The following is a 15181-nucleotide window of genomic DNA, read 5'->3' on the forward strand; positions in this document are numbered from 1 at the left end:
ACATAAGAAGGAAGAATCAGTATGAGCAAGATTCCATTAACTGTGGTAGGCGCTGAACTATTGCGTAATGAACTGCATCATTTGAAAACTGTTGATCGTCCATGGGTGATAAATGCTATTTCCGAAGCGCGCGCGCAAGGTGACTTGTCGGAAAATGCTGAATATGAAGCGGCTAAAGAGCGTCAAAGTTTTGTTGAGGGGCGCATCATAGAGTTGGGAAGCAAGCTGGGGAATGCTCAAGTGATAGATCCAAAGACCATCAACGCGGACGGTCGTTGTGTGTTTGGCGCGACCGTGAGGCTGGAAGATTTAGCAAGCGGCGATGTGGTGACTTATCAGATTGTTGGAGATGATGAAGCTGACATCAGGCAGGGCAAGATTTCCATCAGCTCTCCAATTGCACGGGCACTGATCGGTAAATACAGTGGAGATGTTGCTGAAGTTCAAGCTCCAGGCGGTGTTCGCGAATATGAGATCGTGAATGTGCAATATATTTAAGCCTTCCAAGCACCTTTGGAAGGCATAGGCAAATGCAGGTAAGTCCTTTTCGCTGCTAGTGACTTTTCAGCATCTGGGAAGATGCGGTATGGTTGCCTCGCTCACCTCTGCGCAAGAGGTGGCAGGATATAATATAATGCTGGGAAGTTTAGCGGCTGCCCAACTGTTTTTTGCTGAGCCGTTTGCCCTTGTGCTTTGCAGGTTTCTTCTCGGGTACATCTTCTTGTGGTTGATATATCACCAGGATTTTACCAATATGTTGCACGCTTACTGCGTTTAATTGTGTGCAAATTTGTTCCAAGATAACTGCGCGTGTTTCCCGATCCTCATTCATAACCCTGATTTTGATTAATTCATGACTTTTCAAGGCGCAGGAGATTTCTCCCAGTACGGTGGAGGTTAATCCTGCTGATCCAATCATGACGGTGGGTTTAAGCGGATGAGCGCGTGCTTTGAGGTTTTGGCGTTGTAATACAGTGAGTGTTAGCAATTTATTGGCTCCTGATAAGACTGACATTTTAAACGATGAAGCGATCCAAAAGTAGCAAACAATGGATGCATGAGCATGTTAATGATTCATATGTGCAGCGCGCGCAGAAGGAAGGTTACCGTTCGCGTGCGGCATACAAATTATTAGAAATTGATGAGCGTGATCGTCTGCTCAAACGAGGTATGGTGGTGGTTGATCTGGGTGCGGCCCCTGGCGGCTGGTCGCAAGTCGCTGCCATCAAGGTGGCTGAAGGTGGCAAAGTAATTGCAGTTGATCTGTTGCCATTGCACCCGATATATGGCGTGGAATTTATTCAAGGTGATTTTCGCGACGACAGTGTGATGGCACAAATTGAAAGCAAACTGGGTGGCAAGAAAATTGGACTTGTAATTTCAGATATGTCCCCCAATATTAGTGGTATTAACATGAGCGATCAGGCACGTGCTATGCATTTGGCGGAACTAGCGCTGGACTTTTCATTACGCCATTTGCAACCAAGCGGCACATTTCTAGTGAAAGTGTTTCAAGGCGTAGGTTTTGAGGACTATATTAAGTTGATGCGTAGTTACTTTGCTCGAGTGGTGACGCGCAAGCCAGATTCTTCGCGCGATCGAAGTAATGAATTGTATCTCTTGGGAACTTCAAAATTTGAGAACACATTTTAAAATTTAACTTTCTAAGTTTAGACAAGACCCGAATTAAGTTTAATAGGCGGTATATATTTAATCTGTAAGCGGTAGAATTTGCAAATTAACGCAGTATTGCAATATTGTTGGATTTATAGTGGTGCCCTTGAGTAATCGGGCCAGACGTAGTCTAATGGACGCACAGTAGCGACTGTGCGCTGGTTTAAGGAGTAACTTTGAACAATTTGTTTAAGAGTATCGGAATCTGGATGGTCGTGGCGTTGGTGCTGATGACCGTATTCAATCAATTCAACACGCGCCAGCAGCAGACCTCGCAGACGCAGATGGATTACTCGCGCTTTCTGGAAGAAGTCAGGCTGGGGAGTATCACCAAGGTAACCATCGAAGGGCGCATGCTTAAGGCTGTTACTAACGATGGTAAGCGCATCAGCAGCTATGCGCCACAAGATTTATGGTTGGTATCTGATTTAATCAAGAACGGTGTGACGATTGAGGCCAAGCCGGAAGAAGAGCAATCTTTTTTGATGAGCATTTTTGTTTCGTGGTTCCCCATGTTGCTGCTCATTGGCGTGTGGGTCTTTTTCATGCGCCAGATGCAAGGCGGTGGTAAAGGGGGGGGGCTTTTCTCTTTTGGTAAGAGCAAAGCGCGTATGCTGGACGAGACTAAAGAGCGTGTTACCTTTGTCGACGTGGCAGGTTGCGATGAGGCGAAGGAAGAAGTATCCGAGATTGTAGATTTCCTGCGCGACCCAACCAAATTTCAAAATTTGGGCGGTCGCATTCCGCGCGGGGTGCTGCTGCTGGGTAGTCCTGGCACCGGCAAAACGCTGCTGGCAAAAGCCATTGCGGGTGAAGCTAATGTACCGTTCTTTTCAATCTCTGGTTCTGATTTTGTAGAAATGTTTGTCGGCGTAGGCGCGGCACGTGTACGCGATATGTTCGAGCAGGCTAAGAAACAGGCGCCGTGCATTGTGTTCATTGATGAAATTGATGCAGTCGGTCGCCAGCGCGGTGCTGGCTTGGGCGGCGGTAATGATGAGCGTGAACAAACCTTGAATGCGTTGCTAGTGGAAATGGATGGTTTTGAAGGAGCCAGTGGCGTGATTGTGATCGCTGCAACCAATCGTCCTGATGTACTCGACTCAGCACTGTTGCGTCCGGGCCGTTTTGATCGCCAAGTAGTAGTGCCGTTGCCGGATATTCGTGGTCGCGAACAGATTTTGATGGTGCATATGCGCAAAGTGCCTATTGCGCCTGACGTGAAAGCCGATATTTTAGCGCGCGGTACACCTGGTATGTCTGGTGCTGATTTGGCGAATCTGGTAAACGAGGCGGCGCTGTTTGCCGCACGACGCAGCAAGCGATTCGTCGAGATGGACGATTTTGAGGCAGCCAAGGATAAGATTATGATGGGTGCGGAACGCCGCTCAGTCGTCATGCCAGAGGAGGAGCGTCGCAACACCGCTTACCATGAATCCGGCCACGCGGTTGTGGCTAAGTTGCTGCCAAAAACTGATCCGGTTCACAAGGTCACTATTATTCCGCGTGGACGTGCGCTGGGGTTGACCATGCAGTTGCCAGCGGAAGATCGTTTCAGTATGGACAAGAATCGCATCCTTGATACGCTTGCGGTATTGTTTGGTGGTCGTATTGCGGAAGAGATTTTCATGCACCAAATGACTACCGGGGCTTCCAATGACTTTGAGCGTGCCACTGAGATGGCACGTCGCATGGTAACACAATGGGGTATGTCGGAAGCTTTGGGGACGATGGTATATGGCGAAAATGAAGGCGAGGTATTTCTTGGGCGCTCTGTGACTACCCATAAGAATGTTTCAGAAGCTACCATGCAGAAAGTGGATGAGGAAATTCGCCGTATTATAGACCAGCAGTACGCATTGGCTCGGGGACTGATTGAAGCCAATCGGGATAAAGTTGAAGCGATGGCGAAAGCACTGTTGGAATTTGAAACCTTAGATGCCGACCAGCTCGACGATATTATGGCCGGTAAACCGCCACGTCCTCCCAGGGCCATCCAGTCCAGCAAAGATGCCCAGCCGCCCCAGGATGCAGCACCAACAGCATCGGGAACGCCATCTGCTCAGCCAGCACCGGGAGCTTGAAAAACCGAGAAAGATGATTAAGGGAAGGGGAGAGGTGCATGTTTTCGTGCTTATAGATGCTCCCGCTTCCCTTTTTATCTTTTACTTTCACCTATTACATGCTTCTCCACTGTGGCTCATTCAAGCTGGCTCTATCCCGCACTTTGGTTATGGGCATCGTCAATATCACCCCCGACTCATTCTATGATGGTGGGCATCATTCGCAACGCGATGCAGCGTTAGTTCATGCGCACCAAATGATTCAAGACGGTGCTGATCTACTCGACATAGGCGGTGAATCCACGCGTCCCGGCGCGTTATCGATTAGCGCGCAGGAAGAGTTGGATCGCATCATGCCGGTGATTGAAGGCTTGCACGGTGCCCCGGTTCCTCTTTCAGTGGATACCTATAAAACAGAAGTGATGCGCTCGGCATTGGCGGCAGGAGCGAGTATGATCAATGATATCAACGCGCTGCGGCAACCCGATGCACTGGCCGCCGTGGCTGCAAGCGATGCAGCGGTGTGCCTGATGCATAAACAAGGCCCGCCTCAGACTGTTCGGCCGCCGCACTATCAGGATGTAGTGGCAGAGGTGCTTGAATTCCTGCGTTTACGTATAGTATCCGCGCAAAAGGCGGGTATCGCGCGGGAACGTATCATGGTCGATCCAGGTTTTGGTTTTGACAAAACCTTGGCGCATAATCTCGCTCTCTTAAGGCATCTGGATAAATTTTCTGTACTGGGTGTACCACTGCTAGCGGGGTTATCGCGTAAATCCATGCTGGGGACAATTACTGGCCAAGACGTAGAACACCGAGTACACGCCAGCGTAGCGGCAGCGTTGTTGGCAGTGATGCGAGGAGCATGCATGGTGCGCGTGCACGATGTGCGTGCCACAGTAGATGCCTTGAAAATTTTGAACGCTGTGAAGGAGATTGACTTGTGAGCAAAAAATTTTTTGGTACGGATGGTGTGCGCGGACGGGTGGGTGAATATCCTATTACGCCGGAATTTGTTATGCACCTGGGCTATTCCGCAGGCAAAGTGCTGGCTTCCGCGGATTGGCATTTATCACAGGGTGAAAATCCCGGAGTACTGATTGGCAAGGACACACGTATTTCTGGTTATCTGCTTGAATCGGCTTTGCAGGCGGGTTTGATTGCCGCCGGTGTAGACGTTTATCTGGCCGGCCCAGTGCCAACACCTGCAGTGGCCTATCTAACTCGTGCATTACGTTTGCAGGCGGGCATCGTAATTTCCGCTTCGCATAATCTGTTCGAGGATAATGGCATCAAGTTTTTTTCCAGCCAAGGCAGCAAATTAGCAGATGAAATAGAATACGCCATCGAAGCAAGGCTAGAAACATCAATAGAAACCATGCCTTCGGCCAAGCTGGGCAAAGCCAAACGCTTATCAGATGCGGCAGGCCGTTATATTGAATTTTGCAAGAGTAGCTTTCCTTACGATTTAGATCTGCGTGGCCTGAAATTGGTGGTGGATTGCGCGCATGGTGCTTGTTATCACATCGCCCGACATGTTTTCCACGAGCTAGGTGCGGATGTTATAACTATCGGTGCGCAGCCGGATGGAATAAACATCAATGACGGTTATGGCGCGACTGCCCCGGCCAATTTGCAGCAAGCCGTTAAAGACCATCACGCTGATCTGGGTATTGCCCTCGATGGTGACGGCGACCGATTGGTAATGGTGGACGCGGATGGATGTTCGTACGATGGCGATCAGCTGCTCTACATTATTGCCAAGCACCGTCATGTGCAGGGTACGCTCAAGGGCGGGGTGGTGGGAACACTAATGACCAATCTGGCTTTCGAGCATGCCATGCAGCGCATGCACGTACCCTTCGCGCGCGCCAAGGTGGGTGACCGTCATGTAATGGAAACGATGTTGCAACAAGGCTGGCAACTGGGTGGAGAAAATTCCGGCCACATTATCTGTCTCGATCGGCACACAACGGGTGATGGCATCATCTCCGCCTTGCAAGTGTTGCATGCACTTCGCATTAATCAGCAGACTTTGGCTCAAGCTGTTTCAGATTTGACACTATATCCACAAATATTACTGAATGTGCGTGTTGCCAGAGGGGCTGATTGCTCTACGCATGCCAGTATACGTGAAGTGGTGATGGCTGCTGAAACGGCGCTCGATGGTTGTGGCAGAGTATTGCTAAGGCCTTCTGGAACCGAACCGTTGTTGCGTGTGATGGTGGAAGGTGAGGATGGTGAAAAAGTTCGGTACTGGGCGGAAACCATCGCACAAGCTGTGCGAGAAGTGGCGTAGATAAATTGTAGGAGTATCTGTTAAAACCTTGGATTTTGTAATTTTAAAGCGTCAACATCATATTTGACCATTTGCGCTGGATTGACGTTCTTTTCAGCCGGGACATGAGCTTGCTGCCAAGAGTAATTATCCCTGGTTCCGGCATAAAAATTATTTATTGCCAGATGGTATTGAATCCAATTGTATGTCAGTTATTAGCCGTCTGGTTGCAGTGGTTGCTTCGCGCTTGAATCAGGTATATTTTTTTGGATATGATTTTCGTTGTTGATAGTAAGCATTTTGTCTTCACCATGATGAGAAGGCGTTAGCTTGAAATTCCGTGACAGCGTTTGCGCTTTCAGTACTTCAGCTGCATTCATAAGATTTGCCACATTATCTCGCTCAGAAATGCCGGGTTCGTAGCCTTGTGCGGATGCGAGGTTATACCAGACGTAAGCCTGCGTCAGATCACGTTGAATGCCTTCACCGGTTTTGTAAAATGTTCCAAGCTGATATTGAGCTTCAGGATAACCTTTGTGGGCTGCTTTCTCAATCCATTGAGCGGCAGCGGTGAAATCCTGCAATACGCCCCGGCCATTTTTATAAAGCAGACCCAGATTGAATTCTGCTCCTGCATGTCCCTGCTTGGCGGCCAAATTAAACCACTTCAGTGCCTCCTTGTAATTTATTGGGAACTCGCCCCCTGGCATGTACATGAGACCCGCAGCGTATTGATCATCAGCTTTACCCCGTTGTGCTTTCTCGAGGATAAGTGTTCTGCTTGGTTTTATCTCATGGACGATGGGTGGAGAGACGATGGTAAGGTCAGGTTTGGATAGCAGGTAAATCGTGATAAAAAAACCTACGCAGGCAAGTAAACCCAAAATAGCTGCGACAGAAAGCTTGAAGAGTCCACTGAATTTAAAGAACCGGTACTTGCAGTCACGGCAACGGTATGGTGCATAAAGTAAGTGGTTCATGTGGTCTTCGTTTTTCTTCCACGAAGAATGGCGCACGTTCGTACTTTCGCAACGCGCACATATCATTTGGTCAACGTCCAATGGGCGTAAGGCTTGCCGACACTAAAACAATAACCCGGTTTAAGGATAAATATTGAAGTTGCGGAACGCACTATCAAGAGCACCATGTGAGAATGTCGAACATCTTACACCAAATTCCCCTTTTAATAATCGCTCCCGGCGGTAACTAGTAGGTCGCGCTATTTAGTTGCTCCCACGTCTTCTGCAATAATCTTTCTGATTACATTAACTGTTGCAGTTGGGTCTTGAATCCGCCTATAGTTGTCTATGACATACGAAAATAAATTTACCTTCCTTACTCATCATGTTGAAATTCTGCGCTCCAGCTATTTACATTGGACTGGAAAATCTTTTTTTGATAAAGGCATTACCCATGAAAATGCTGTAGAAGCACTTTTTGTGGCTCCATTCGCGGTTCTCTCCCATGGCATCGGGGTAGACCCAATATTCAATTATGGGAATCAACGAGCGCTGGATATATTTGAAATGAGCTGGGAAGAGTTTACCGTTCTGCCATCACGCTTATCGGCTGAAACAGTAAATCAAAAAGAGCGGGTTAAGTTGCTGGATGCAGTTAGCAGACATGGGTACATCAATAATTATTCTGGTATCCGTATTTCGAAGTCTGGTCGGCGTTTCATGATCCGTGACGCTACGGTATGGAATTTGATGACATCAGCGGGTCAGTTTTATGGCCAAGCAGCACTCATTAGAGATTGGGAATATCTTTAAGTTTTTTCGATGCACCGTTAAATACTTTACAGGTTTCTTCAACATTAACAAGAAATATTTCTTAACTTTAAACCCGCTAGACCGATAACAAGTTCGTGGATTTCAAACTTGAATCCACTTAATTAAACTTTAGATAATTTAAGGTGCGAGGATTGAATATGGATAGCAAAATTATATTTATCAAAACCAGTAAGGGTGAGGACGAAAGAAATAGGGTAACAAACTATTTATCCAGCGAGATTAAGCGTGCTTTTTATTTAATTGATAACAAGTCCACTGTGAAAGAACTGATGAAACGGGCTGCGCCCAGCTTGCGTGCATCGCTTGAATATATGTTACAAGAATTAATAAATGGAGGCTTTATTCAAGATAAAGACAAGGTGAATTGCGTTGTTAACATTGCGATTCCACGGGACAGACGGGTTAGCAGTGCTACCAAGATTTATACGGGCCGCGAACGGCGGAGTGCGAGACCGTTGCGAGTGACTGAGCGTCAGATAAGCTCACACAAAATACGATCTATTTAATTAATGGCGCAGAATCATTATGAATACTTGTCTGATCAGAATTTGATATTTGCAAAGCCATGAAACTTTGTTAATAAAAAATCCAGTGATGGCATTTGTAATGTGGAAAAGAATATTTTCTTGATAGTCAGCTATGCAGTGTGTTTGTTTGTTCGGGTTTTGCGAGCCAGTTTCAGAAACCGGCCAGAAGCAGCCGATCAAGAATTCTCTTCACCTCAAACAAAAATTGCATGTACTTCTAATGCTCAGGCTGAGCGTCCAAGTGCAAAAGAAAGAGATCAATATGTATACGTTTATTTTATTCGGTATCGTTGCCATAGTATTGATTTACGGTATTAGTTTGTATAACAACTTGGTGAATGTCAAAAATGCCGTTGCCAAGGCTTGGGCCAACATCGACGTGCTATTGAAACAGCGCCATGACGAGTTGCCGAAACTGGTTGAAGTGTGCAAACAATACAAGCAGTTTGAGCAGTCCACCCTGCAAAAAGTTATCGAGGCACGATCACAGGTGCAGTCTGCGGGAAACCGCCAAGATATTGACGCCCTTGGGCAGGCGGAAGGGATGCTGCGCGCAGGACTGGGCAGAATCTTTGCCCTTGCAGAAGCTTACCCGGAGCTAAAGGCTAATGTAAGTTTCATGCAGTTGCAGAACCGGATCAGCACGCTTGAGAATGGAATCGCTGACCGTCGTGAATTTTATAATGAAGCAGTGAATATCAATAACGTACAAATCGAAATATTCCCCGCCAATATCCTTTCGAAGATGTTCGGCTTTAATGAAAAGCCCTTGCTGGTATTTTCCACACAAGAAAAAACAGATGTGGATTTGCAGCAATTATTTAACTAGCGGCTACGGCAAATAGGTTTTGCCTGTTAATCAATCACCCATGCCTGCTTTTTCGTATCTCTGGCGGGTAAGATCCGCGCGATTCGCTGTGCAATATTCACGATAATTCCCATGCTGGATTGGCTACGACGCGAATATGCGCAACTTATTACCTCAGGTGCACAGCTATTGTTGCTGCTTGTCGGCATCCGCTTGCATTCCCGCGACGGCTGGTTGTCTTGCCTTGCTGTAATTGCCTTGATTAGCCTCTATGCATGGTTGTCCTCGTTATATAGGCTACGTACCTTACGCAACACACCTACCTCAAAGATTGCTTCTGCCGCGCAGGGCTATGTCGAATTGGTGGGAAGTGGTCAACCATTCTGTGATCCTCCCTTGTTCAGCACGTTAAGACGATTTCCTTGCTTGTGGTGTCGTTATAAAATCGAACAGCAAGAGAAAAATGGATGGAAAATAATAGATAGTGGTGAAACTGATGACTCTTTCATACTGCGCGATGACACTGGTGAATGCGTGGTTGATCCGGAAAATGCAGAGATCATCACTCAGGATTATGACCAGTGGCAAGAGGATGGCTGTCGTTATACTGAGTGGAAACTGATCAAAGGTGAAACTCTCTACGTCATTGGGCGGTTTCGTACTCAAGGCGGCAGTAATCAGGAATTTGATACGCGCGCTGAGTTGAGCGCATTGCTGACAGAATGGAAGAAAAATATGCCCACGTTACTTGCACGCTTTGATCTGAACAAGGATGGAGAGCTAAGCATAGAGGAATGGGAACTCGCCAGACAAGCGGCCAAGCGGGAAGTAGAAAAAATGGAGGTGGAGGTTTTGGCACAGCCCAGTACCCATATCATCAGCTGTTCTCCTGATGGACAACTCTTTCTTATCAGCAACCTCTCGGGGGATTGTCTGTCACGTCGCTACATGTTCTGGGCCTGGGGGCATCTGATGATTTTCTTTGGATCGCTTGGTGGATTAGGGTTGGTGCTGCAAAATGTCAGCTTATAACGTAGAACACAATATTATGGAGGGCATCCATGTTTACCAGGATGATCAATATAAAACCCATGCCCCTTGGTCAACGGTCATTGATGTGATGCGTTTTAGAAAGATATATGATCTGATTTTTTAGAGCCATTGAGGTTTTTTGGAAATAAATATTTATTCTTTTTATCTTCATATTGCTGGTTAAAAAGCTTTACAGAGGCAAATTGGAATCGCTACTCAAATTTATTCGGATAGCAATTCTCTAAATAGATTGTTACGTATGCTAAATAGTGGAGTACAGAGATGATGAAGACATCAAAAATGCGTCTGATTTTAACCTTAGTCATCACCCTGTTGGCTGGAGCCTCGATTAGCGAGGCAGTGTATGCGGCAGGCGGATGGCGTGGAGGTGGTGGTTGGCATGGGGGTGGTTGGCACGGGGGCGGTGGTTGGCGTGGCGGAGGTGGCTGGAACCGTGGTGGGCGTGTGGGCATCTATCTTGGTGCGCCAATTGGGTTTAACTTTGGGTATTCTCCGTACTCATACTATGGGGCGTCATATTATGGATCGCCCTATTATGGATCGCCCTATTATTATTCGCCGGCGCCCGCGTATTACCCTCCGGTGCAGCCTGCGCCGGTAATTTACACCGAACGAAGGGATGACCCGCAGATAAGAACGCAAGAAGCACCGAGAAATTTGTCGCAAAATGTTCAGTCCTCTTGGTGGTATTACTGCGTCGATTCAAATGCCTACTATCCCTATGTTAATAAATGCCCAGGAGGTTGGCTGCGAGTTGCGCCGCAACCAGCACCTGATTCAGATGACCAACCTGCTGTGGATGTGAATACTGTATCTACGCCATGATCCATAATTTGCGACTTTCTTTCGTACTGGTGGCAGTTCTCGTGCTCAGTGCTTGTACGTCGGTACCGACTGGTCCAGGTATGCTTGCATTGCCGGGCACGGGAAAAAGCTTTAACCAGTTCCGATTTGACGAATCTGATTGCAGGCGATATGCCAGTACTCAGGTGGATGGTCGCACGGCCAATGAAGCAGCGGCTGATAGTGGTGTGAAAAGCGCAGTGGTAGGAACTGCAATTGGCGCCACAGCGGGCGCATTGTTAGGCGGACACAATGGCGCTGGCGTGGGCGCCGGATCTGGATTGCTCATTGGTTCCATGGTAGGAGTGGGCGCGGGTGAAAGTTCTGGGTTCAATCTTCAGCAGCGTTATGACTTCGCATATCACCAATGTATGTATGCAAAAGGCCATCGTGTCCCAGTATCAGGCCGTTTGGACTATTCGCGGCAGCCTGTTCAAAATAGTAAATACGCACCTTTACCGGCTCCAAGTGGAGCTTCATCATTGCCTTCTATTCGTTCTTTCGTGCCTCCGCCACCGCCTCGCGGGGCTCCACCACCACCGCCTCCGGATGTTTCCACAGCTCCGTTGACCCCTGAAGATATTCAGCAATTGGTGCCTCGTAAGAATGTTTTGCCACTAACGACGCCTGATGACACTGCTCCATTAATGCCTTCTGAGGATTTTCAGCCGCCAATGCCGCCAAGCGGCAATCCGCCACCGCCACCTCCTGATGCTTAGACATCAATGATAATCCTGAGAGCGTCGGGCATCTAAGTGCATCGTCTGGTTTTACGATAATTCAGGAACTTGAACTTCGTGAAATGGGTGAATGGGATTTGAGTCAGATTTCGCATTGGCGCATCCAAAAATCAATGAGGCTCGCCCACGGTTAGCGAAATTCCGTTGTCTTTCGGGCCAAGTCCAAGCAGCCACGGTACCGCAGTTTTAGCCCATTTTTCTGTATCAGGATAATCCCGTGCTTGCGAACCGAAGGTACTGCGCAGCATATCTGTATTAATGATTCCAGGATTCAAAGGGGTCGCCGCCATTCCCTGTGGCAGTTCCTGAGCTAATGCTTTGGTTAGACCTTCGATTGCCCACTTGGTCGCGCAATAAGGGGCGACTTCCGCATCGGTTGAGCGACCCCAGCCAGAGCTGAGATTGACAATGACTCCGCTCCGCTTGGCTATCATGGCCGGTACGAAATGCCGGATAACATTGGCTACTCCCTTTATGTTCACATCGACGACCATGGAGAATTCACTGGTAGGCACTTTCCAAAGCGGTGCATTACGGTTGACGAGTGCGGCGTTATTTATCAGCAGGTCGGGCGAACCGGCCAAGCTCAGGCAATGTTTTGCCCAATCACGCACAGCCTCATCGTTTGTGACGTCTAGCACATCGAAGCGACTGTCTGGCCCATGAAGGTTATTCAGTTCATGAATCGCATCTTCTGATCGTCCACAACCTAAAACCCGGTGGCCGAGGCGAATAAATCCCTCGGTCATGGCACGCCCCAATCCACGGCTTACGCCAGTAATGACAATCACTTTGGAAGTCATAAGATCACCAGTTTATTCATTTTGCTTGTCTTCTCGGTATGTAGTGTTCACATGAACGAGAGCTACAATTTTTTAGCTCGTTGATATTGCGGGGGCTAAGGGGTACCGCATCCGTTTGTTTCGTGACAAGGATATGTTCGACTTGCATAGCTCGCAGGTCAAATTCTAGCTTGTGATAATCAGGTTTCATACATTGACACAGTTGATAGACGGTCTAGTTGTGCTCGCGTTTCTTGATGTGTGCCACGTTGTCTATTCGAAATGAGCATAAACCTGTTATTTAACAACAGGCAGAAACTCAGAGGGTATCGTCCAGAGATGTGCTGCTACTAAAGCGCGCCAAGGCGAAAACTCAGCCAACCGGCGTTCTGTGAAGCTCTCGGTAACTTTTTCCGTGGAACTAAGTAACAGCTGTAATTTGCGTCGAACGGCCGCATCTCCATGCAGCGAGCCATCAAGCCAGCCGAAACCACGAAGCAGCGCGTAATTGACCGTCCAAGGGCCTATGCCGCGCAAGCTTAGCAATTGCTTGTGAATTTCCTCAACCGGCATTGTGGTCATCCATGCCTTCAGTGGTAGACGGTTTGCTGCAACCTCGCGACTCAACATAATCAGTGTTTGAGCCTTGGTTTGCGAGAATCCCGCCTGGCGCAGTTCCGTTTCGCTCAAGTTTGCAACTTTACCTGCATCTGGATAACACGCCAGCCCAGAGGAATCTTTCACGCCAGTCAGCTGAATGAACTTGCGGCGCAGGGAAATCGCTGCACCAATGCTGATCTGCTGTCCGGTAATCGCCCAAGTCAGTGCTTCGAAAGGCGTTGCCGAAAGAGGCACCCGCAACCCGGGTTGCCGGGCAATGAGTAGCCCTAGTTGCGGATGGGTGCGATAGATGGACTCGAAGTCCTCGATTCGTTGCGTCAGGCCGAGCATGCGCCGCACCATCTGTATCAGAGCATCTTGATTGGCGTTTGTTATTCCATCAATGGCCAGTTCCACGTCGGCATGTCCAATTTCCAAGCGAATCGTCAAGGAAGCCGCCTGTCCCTCCCACATCAAGCCTTTTTGTAGACAGTGCCCGTCAATTCGTTCAGCCACCGCCAATGTATCGCGGCCGTGGAAATCAAGTGCATCACCAACTCGAAAATCATCAGCCAACGGAATCGAACACGATAGGTGCGTTTGTATTACCCGTTCCATTCCTTGACTCTTATGTTGCATTGTGAAAGATGATGCTGAGTGTGTGCCGATTGCGCGAGACGCCATGCTTTAAATTGAGTGGTAGCGGTATGACTACTGCCCGTGACTGCATGCGCGGCCGCTGCTCGGTTAGTACAAGTTCGCCGTTGGCGAAATTCCGCCCGGGCTGTTGAGGCGATGTTCACTGCGTTTTCTTGGGCAGACATGCCTGAGCCTCTCGATCAAGTAGTGCGCGTTTTCGTTCGACGCCCCAGCGGTAACCGGACAAGCCGCCATCGATACGTACCACGCGATGGCAGGGAATCGCCACCGCCAGCGCGTTGGCGGCACAAGCCCCGGCCACGGCACGGACGGCCTTGGGTGCCCCGATGCGTTGGGCGACGACGGTGTAGCTGACGGTTTCGCCAGCAGGAATTTCTTGCAGGGCTTGCCAGACGCGCTGCTGGAAAGCTGTGCCCCGCACATCCAATGGTAAATCCAGGCCCATCCCCGGCGCTTCGACGAATCCGACTACCTTAGCCACCAGTTGCTCAAATTCTGCATCACTGCCTACCAGAATGGCGTGAGGAAAACGGTCCTGCAGGTCACGCACCAACACCTCGGGTTCATCACCCAGGAGAATGGCACAGACACCACGTTTGCTGGCTGCCACCAGTATCGCCCCGAGCGAGCACTGGCCGATGGCGAAACGTATTTCAGTATTGCTCCCACCGGAGCGGTAGTTGGTCGGTGTCATACCCAAAACCTGATCCGACTTCTCATAGAAGCGTCCATTGGAATTGTAGCCGGCATCATAGATCGCGTCGGTGACTGTGTTGCTCCGTTTCAGTTCGGCGCGGACGCGAGAAGCTCGATGGGCTACCGCGTAAGCTTTTGGGGTCACGCCGGTGACAGCCTTGAATATGCGATGCAGGTGGTAGGTGCTGAGCCCGGCATATTTCGCTAATTCATTGAGGCCGGGTGTCTGTTCGGCCTTCTCGATGAATCGACACAGTTTGGTTACTAAGGTTGTGTGCTGCTCGGCCATCTGCGGTTGATCCGGCTGGCATCGTTTGCAGGGGCGAAAACCGGCTCGTTCGGCATGGGCGGCAGTAAAATGGAATTGTACGTTCTCGGGCCGGGCAGGACGAGATGGGCAAGAAGGACGACAATAGATCCCGGTCGTTTTGACCGAGTAGAAGAATGTTCCTTCCGCCGCAGGATCGCGAGCGACCACGGCGGCCCAACGTGGGTCATTCAGGGTTGCTGTGGCGAGTTGTTCAGTTTTGGTGGCCATGTTCATTGTGTATTTTCAACGGCTTCAGGATGAATGATTCAAGTTTAGCCATCGCTTGAAAATGCTGCACTCCGAATCTTGCTTTTGAATTTGAAGTGTCGATTGATCGCATCGGGCCACTAACCG

17 protein-coding genes and 1 pseudogene are annotated in these 15181 nt (G+C 48.9%); 12 read left to right on the forward strand and 6 right to left on the reverse strand.

Annotated elements, in window-relative coordinates:
* Positions 1-21 precede the first annotated feature (21 nt).
* On the forward strand, positions 22-498 hold the full coding sequence (gene greA, locus W01_RS12635) for a transcription elongation factor GreA (RefSeq protein WP_173055239.1): 477 nt from the start codon (positions 22-24) through the stop codon (positions 496-498).
* Positions 499-646: 148 nt separating this feature from the next.
* On the opposite strand, the gene yhbY is transcribed toward greA, so the two are convergent.
* Positions 647-988, reverse strand: a complete 342-nt coding sequence (gene yhbY / locus W01_RS12640) for a ribosome assembly RNA-binding protein YhbY (RefSeq protein WP_173055241.1) — start codon at positions 986-988, stop codon at positions 647-649.
* Between the two features lie 35 nt (positions 989-1023).
* On the opposite strand from yhbY, the gene rlmE reads away from it, so the two are divergent.
* The 4 genes from rlmE (at position 1024) to glmM (ending at position 6036) form a co-directional block, all read left to right on the forward strand.
* Positions 1024-1653, forward strand: a complete 630-nt coding sequence (gene rlmE, locus W01_RS12645; RefSeq protein ID WP_173055243.1) for a 23S rRNA (uridine(2552)-2'-O)-methyltransferase RlmE — start codon at positions 1024-1026, stop codon at positions 1651-1653.
* Between the two features lie 197 nt (positions 1654-1850).
* Positions 1851-3758 carry an ATP-dependent zinc metalloprotease FtsH gene (gene ftsH, locus W01_RS12650; protein WP_173055245.1) on the forward strand — a complete coding sequence of 636 codons (1908 nt, stop codon included), beginning with the start codon at positions 1851-1853 and terminating at the stop codon, positions 3756-3758.
* A 98-nt stretch (positions 3759-3856) separates the two neighbouring features.
* The gene (gene folP, locus W01_RS12655) at positions 3857-4684 is read left to right on the forward strand and encodes a dihydropteroate synthase (protein ID WP_173055247.1); all 828 of its coding nucleotides are present in this window, start codon (positions 3857-3859) and stop codon (positions 4682-4684) included.
* Positions 4681-6036 carry a phosphoglucosamine mutase gene (glmM, locus tag W01_RS12660; RefSeq protein ID WP_173055249.1) on the forward strand — a complete coding sequence of 452 codons (1356 nt, stop codon included), beginning with the start codon at positions 4681-4683 and terminating at the stop codon, positions 6034-6036. The genes folP and glmM overlap by 4 nt, the downstream gene beginning before the upstream one ends.
* A 194-nt stretch (positions 6037-6230) precedes the next feature.
* On the opposite strand, the gene W01_RS12665 is transcribed toward glmM, so the two are convergent.
* Positions 6231-6995 carry a tetratricopeptide repeat protein gene (locus tag W01_RS12665; protein WP_173055251.1) on the reverse strand — a complete coding sequence of 255 codons (765 nt, stop codon included), beginning with the start codon at positions 6993-6995 and terminating at the stop codon, positions 6231-6233.
* Between the two features lie 327 nt (positions 6996-7322).
* Between W01_RS12665 and W01_RS12670 the strand changes: the two genes are divergently transcribed.
* The 7 genes from W01_RS12670 to W01_RS12700 all read left to right on the forward strand — a co-directional run bounded on the left by W01_RS12670 (position 7323) and on the right by W01_RS12700 (position 11758).
* Positions 7323-7787 carry an MEKHLA domain-containing protein gene (locus W01_RS12670; RefSeq protein WP_173055253.1) on the forward strand — a complete coding sequence of 155 codons (465 nt, stop codon included), beginning with the start codon at positions 7323-7325 and terminating at the stop codon, positions 7785-7787.
* Positions 7788-7945: 158 nt separating this feature from the next.
* Complete coding sequence (locus W01_RS12675) at positions 7946-8314, forward strand: hypothetical protein (protein WP_173055255.1); 369 nt, start codon at positions 7946-7948, stop codon at positions 8312-8314.
* A gap of 283 nt (positions 8315-8597) precedes the next feature.
* Positions 8598-9164, forward strand: coding sequence for a LemA family protein (locus W01_RS12680; protein WP_198421293.1), 567 nt, complete (start codon positions 8598-8600; stop codon positions 9162-9164).
* A 111-nt stretch (positions 9165-9275) separates the two neighbouring features.
* On the forward strand, positions 9276-10175 hold the full coding sequence (locus tag W01_RS12685) for a hypothetical protein (protein ID WP_173055257.1): 900 nt from the start codon (positions 9276-9278) through the stop codon (positions 10173-10175).
* 364 nt (positions 10176-10539) lie between these two features.
* Entirely contained in the window at positions 10540-10797 is a 258-nt protein-coding gene (locus W01_RS12690) for a hypothetical protein (RefSeq protein ID WP_173055259.1), read from the forward strand.
* Positions 10798-10863: 66 nt separating this feature from the next.
* Positions 10864-11001 (forward strand): hypothetical protein, encoded by a 138-nt coding sequence (locus W01_RS12695; RefSeq protein ID WP_173055261.1) that lies wholly within the window; start codon positions 10864-10866, stop codon positions 10999-11001.
* 16 nt (positions 11002-11017) lie between these two features.
* On the forward strand, positions 11018-11758 hold the full coding sequence (locus tag W01_RS12700) for a glycine zipper family protein (RefSeq protein ID WP_173055263.1): 741 nt from the start codon (positions 11018-11020) through the stop codon (positions 11756-11758).
* A gap of 131 nt (positions 11759-11889) precedes the next feature.
* Here W01_RS12700 and W01_RS12705 read toward each other — a convergent pair whose 3' ends face one another.
* From W01_RS12705 to ada, 4 genes and pseudogenes are all read right to left on the reverse strand, one after another.
* Positions 11890-12582, reverse strand: coding sequence for an SDR family oxidoreductase (locus W01_RS12705; protein ID WP_173055265.1), 693 nt, complete (start codon positions 12580-12582; stop codon positions 11890-11892).
* A 276-nt stretch (positions 12583-12858) separates the two neighbouring features.
* Positions 12859-13779 carry a DNA-3-methyladenine glycosylase family protein gene (locus W01_RS12710; protein WP_173055267.1) on the reverse strand — a complete coding sequence of 307 codons (921 nt, stop codon included), beginning with the start codon at positions 13777-13779 and terminating at the stop codon, positions 12859-12861.
* A gap of 10 nt (positions 13780-13789) precedes the next feature.
* Positions 13790-13939: pseudogene (locus tag W01_RS14755) on the reverse strand (2OG-Fe(II) oxygenase); the annotation flags it as partial.
* A gap of 21 nt (positions 13940-13960) precedes the next feature.
* Positions 13961-15061, reverse strand: coding sequence for a bifunctional DNA-binding transcriptional regulator/O6-methylguanine-DNA methyltransferase Ada (gene ada / locus W01_RS12720; RefSeq protein ID WP_198421294.1), 1101 nt, complete (start codon positions 15059-15061; stop codon positions 13961-13963).
* Positions 15062-15181 lie beyond the last annotated feature (120 nt).

It is taken from the genome of Candidatus Nitrotoga sp. AM1P (genome assembly GCF_013168275.1).
Classification (GTDB): domain Bacteria; phylum Pseudomonadota; class Gammaproteobacteria; order Burkholderiales; family Gallionellaceae; genus Nitrotoga.

Excerpts from the sequence above, each read along its gene's own strand:
- greA (WP_173055239.1), top strand. The coding sequence starts at position 22 with ATGAGCAAGATTCCATTAACTGTGGTAGGCGCTGAACTATTGCGTAAT.
- rlmE (WP_173055243.1), top strand. The coding sequence starts at position 1,024 with ATGAAGCGATCCAAAAGTAGCAAACAATGGATGCATGAGCATGTTAAT.
- folP (WP_173055247.1), top strand. The coding sequence starts at position 3,857 with ATGCTTCTCCACTGTGGCTCATTCAAGCTGGCTCTATCCCGCACTTTG.
- W01_RS12665 (WP_173055251.1), bottom strand. The coding sequence starts at position 6,995 with ATGAACCACTTACTTTATGCACCATACCGTTGCCGTGACTGCAAGTAC.
- W01_RS12670 (WP_173055253.1), top strand. The coding sequence starts at position 7,323 with ATGACATACGAAAATAAATTTACCTTCCTTACTCATCATGTTGAAATT.
- W01_RS12675 (WP_173055255.1), top strand. The coding sequence starts at position 7,946 with ATGGATAGCAAAATTATATTTATCAAAACCAGTAAGGGTGAGGACGAA.
- W01_RS12680 (WP_198421293.1), top strand. The coding sequence starts at position 8,598 with ATGTATACGTTTATTTTATTCGGTATCGTTGCCATAGTATTGATTTAC.
- W01_RS12685 (WP_173055257.1), top strand. The coding sequence starts at position 9,276 with ATGCTGGATTGGCTACGACGCGAATATGCGCAACTTATTACCTCAGGT.
- W01_RS12690 (WP_173055259.1), top strand. The coding sequence starts at position 10,540 with ATGCGGCAGGCGGATGGCGTGGAGGTGGTGGTTGGCATGGGGGTGGTT.
- W01_RS12695 (WP_173055261.1), top strand. The coding sequence starts at position 10,864 with ATGTTCAGTCCTCTTGGTGGTATTACTGCGTCGATTCAAATGCCTACT.
- W01_RS12700 (WP_173055263.1), top strand. The coding sequence starts at position 11,018 with ATGATCCATAATTTGCGACTTTCTTTCGTACTGGTGGCAGTTCTCGTG.
- W01_RS12705 (WP_173055265.1), bottom strand. The coding sequence starts at position 12,582 with ATGACTTCCAAAGTGATTGTCATTACTGGCGTAAGCCGTGGATTGGGG.
- W01_RS12710 (WP_173055267.1), bottom strand. The coding sequence starts at position 13,779 with ATGGAACGGGTAATACAAACGCACCTATCGTGTTCGATTCCGTTGGCT.
- ada (WP_198421294.1), bottom strand. The coding sequence starts at position 15,061 with ATGAACATGGCCACCAAAACTGAACAACTCGCCACAGCAACCCTGAAT.